This is a genomic window from Williamsia serinedens, from assembly GCF_024171725.1.
Classification (GTDB): domain Bacteria; phylum Actinomycetota; class Actinomycetes; order Mycobacteriales; family Mycobacteriaceae; genus Williamsia_A; species Williamsia_A serinedens.
Genome location: NZ_JAMTCG010000014.1, coordinates 1 through 3,179, shown reverse-complemented (window position 1 = coordinate 3,179; position 3,179 = coordinate 1). Strand labels below are relative to the sequence as shown.

Genomic DNA, 3,179 nt, shown 5'->3' with positions numbered 1-3,179 from the left:
GCAGGTACCTGCACAGAACCTCGGCATCGACGGCATCTCCAACATCTCCGAGGCGACCCTTGCCGGTCTCGAGGCCGGCAAGGACCGCAAAGAAGCCGAAATCAAAACGTCGCTCGGTGAAGCTCATGAGCAGGTCATGCGCACCGCGGCCTACATCACCGGACAGACGGAGCAGGCGCAGGACTTCGCGTCCGAGGTGAAGTGGCAGGACATGACCGCCCGAACCTTCGCCCAGGTGATCGACGGCCTCGGCAAGGTTGTGACGATGCTGAACGTCCCGCCGAAGGAAGTCCTCGAGGACATCCCCGGATGGACACGGGCACGGGTGGAACGCGCCAGCCAGGCAATGGATGAGGCGAGCCGTAAAGCGATGGTGCAGAACACACTCAACCGGGTCCCGGCCGCCGCACAGCGTGCAGCACAGGACCCGGTCGTGAACGATCTGGCATCCCGTGGCAACAACGGCGCCTGAGCGACAACAGATCCTCAGCCAGGTCAACACGGTCGCCGTCAACGACCTTGTCGACCTGTGGAGACGGGCGTCGAACCTGTCGTCGGAGGAGTTCCGCACCTTCATCCTCGATGCCTTTCCGGACGTGGCCGACCCGTACGCGGCGATGGCAGCCCAGCTGGCGGCCGACTGGTACGACGAGTCAGCACCAAACCTCGCCTACCAGGCGACGCCCACAGGAACACCGAACGTGCAGGCGTTGCGCGACTCGACAAAGTGGGCGCTCGGCGCGTACGGCGATGCTGGTCTTGCCCGTCTGGCGGGAACGTTGCAGCGCGCGGTGTTCAACGGGGCGCGCGACACGATCATCGACAACGCGGCGCGCGAACAGGGCGCCCGCTGGGCGCGGCACGCCTCAGCCAACGCCTGCGAGTTCTGCCGCCTCCTCGCAACACGAGGCGCCGCCTACGGGTCCCGCGACAAGGCGATGAAAGCCCACGACCACTGCCACTGCGTCGCAATTGAAGTGCGACCGGGCAGCACCTACGAACCGGCCCCGTACGTGGCCGAGTTCGAGCAGCAATACAACGACGCCCGGCGCGCCGCGGGTAGCGGAGATCTGACGAAGATTCTTGCCGCCATGCGCCAGCAATGAGACTTCCCGCCCTGGAGGCGGGTCAACAAAGAAAGTCAGCCCAGGAGGCGACATGACTGCACCCGACCCCAACCAGCCTGTCGAAGATCAGCCGGTCACCGAACCGGAAACTCCGACCGAGCCCGAAACCGTGGAAACGTCCCCGGAGGACGAGCTTCCCGAGTGGGTGAAGGCGAAGCTGAAGAAGGTCAACAGCGAGGCGCAGAGTTTGCGTCAGCGACTCAAGGAGCAGGAGCCGGAAGTGCAGGCCGCCCGGGAGGCGGAGCGCGCAAAGCTCACTGAGATCGAGCGCCGTGACGCCGACATCAAGAACCTGTCGGACACGTTGAAGGAGCGCGACACCCAGCTGCTCCAAGCCCGCTACCAGATCCCGGACGACTACCTCGAGTTCATCGGGGACGGCACGTTCGAGGAGAAGGAAGCCCGCGCCGTGAAGGTCGGGCAGATGGTGCAGTCGAAAGCAGAAGAGGCCGAACCGAACCGACCCCCGTCGGAGCGTCCGGTCGCGTCAATGAGGCCGGGAGCCTCACCCACCCCTCCGCCCGTGGAGGACCACTCTTATCCCGCGTCCTGGGGCTTCATGCCCACCGCGGATTCCTAGAAAGGAACAAGCATGGCAAACGAGTCCAAGCCGTTGTTCCGTCCCGGTGCAGACGTGACAGCTCTGACCACCGGATCGGTGACCGGCAAGACGTTCGTGGGGGTTTCGGCCACCCGCGACACCACCACCGGCCTGGTCAAGGTCGCTACCGCCACCGCGGCCGCCAAGCCGTTCGGTGTGGCCGCCTACGACGCCGCCTCTGGTGCCACTCTCACGGTGCAGCGCGGCGGCATCCTGTTCGTCACCGCCGGCGGTTCCATCGCCGCTGGTGCGCAGGTCGAGATCGGCTCCAACGGCCGGGTCGTGACCCTTGCCTCCGGTGTCCCCGTCGGTGTTGCCCTCGAGGCCGGCACCTCCAGCAACGACGTGCTGATCGCACTGGACATCTGAGGAGACCGTCATGGCACAGACCTACTACTCGCAGGAGTACCCGCTCGGCACCCCGTCGACCGCCGGCAACTCGCTGACCGTCGACCTGATGCTGGCGCAGCCGACGCGCATCAACGCCTACCTGTCGAACATCGCCCTGCGGAACTACTTCGCTGAGCGGATCTTCACCAACGGTGGCGGCGTCAGTGGTGGCGCGCTGGTCTACAACCAGCTCACCAGCAACGACCTGTTCCCGTCGCGGGCCGCCCAGAAGGTTGCCCCCGGTGCGGAGTTCCCCGAAGTGACGTTCGACCGTCCCGAGCCGAAGACCGCGCAGGTCGAGAAGCTGGGCGGCAAGTTCCGCGTCACCGACGAGGCCCGCGACCGCAACGACCTGTCGGCGATCCAGACCGAGGGTGTGAAGCTGGGCAACGACATCCAGCGTCAGATCCATGCCCGCGCTCTCGCCGAGCTGGAGGCTGTGATCCAGGCCAACAGTTCGGACCTGGTGTACGGCGCCACTTCGTGGGCCGACGCGACCGGGCTGACCCTGTCGACGGAAAACAAGGCCGCCCTGCCGGCCGCGGATATCGCGAACATCAACAAGATCGCGGCTCAGCGCGAGCTGGGTGTCAGCTTCAACCTGCTGCTGCTCAATCCGCAGGAGTTCGCGAACCTGTCGATCGTGTACGGCGACGCCACCGCCTGGCTGTCCAACATGGGCATGTCGGCACAGGTGTCGAACCAGGTTCCGGCAGGTTCGGCGTACGCGGTCGCCGAGGGCCAGGTCGGGCAGGTGCGGTACGAGCAGCCGCTGCGCACCGTCACCTACCGCGACGACCGCACGGAGTCGACGTGGGTTCAGTCGTCGATCCGTTCGGTGTTCGCGGTCACCAACCCTTACAGCGCACTGAAGCTGACGGGTCTGGCGGCCTGAGCCGATGCCTGATGCAGTGAAGCGGACCGTCCGTCTCGCGTCGATCGCATATGTCGACGCGGACGGGCGGACCCGCCGCGCAGACCGCGGCCAGCAGGTCGAGGTGCATCCCGACAGCCTCGAGAGGTTCGACAACCTCAACGGCGAACCCGAAGAGGCTGACACC

Annotated in this window: 5 protein-coding genes; all 5 read left to right on the top strand. The window is 66.0% G+C overall.

Features of this window, described 5'->3' with window-relative positions:
• Positions 1-472 (top strand): phage portal protein (locus LX12_RS21570; RefSeq protein WP_372505123.1); only part of this gene is annotated, 472 nt, incomplete at its 5' end.
• On the top strand, positions 453-1,106 hold the full coding sequence (locus LX12_RS21565) for a VG15 protein (RefSeq protein WP_253656676.1): 654 nt from the start codon (positions 453-455) through the stop codon (positions 1,104-1,106). The genes LX12_RS21570 and LX12_RS21565, both read left to right, overlap by 20 nt.
• 52 nt (positions 1,107-1,158) lie before the next feature.
• A complete protein-coding gene (locus LX12_RS21560; protein ID WP_253656675.1) occupies positions 1,159-1,707 on the top strand; it encodes a hypothetical protein in 549 nt (182 codons plus the stop codon).
• A gap of 12 nt (positions 1,708-1,719) precedes the next feature.
• Positions 1,720-2,097, top strand: a complete 378-nt coding sequence (locus tag LX12_RS21555; RefSeq protein ID WP_253656674.1) for a DUF2190 family protein — start codon at positions 1,720-1,722, stop codon at positions 2,095-2,097.
• Between the two features lie 10 nt (positions 2,098-2,107).
• Complete coding sequence (locus LX12_RS21550) at positions 2,108-3,013, top strand: major capsid protein (RefSeq protein WP_253656673.1); 906 nt, start codon at positions 2,108-2,110, stop codon at positions 3,011-3,013.
• The last annotated feature ends 166 nt before the right edge of the window (positions 3,014-3,179 follow it).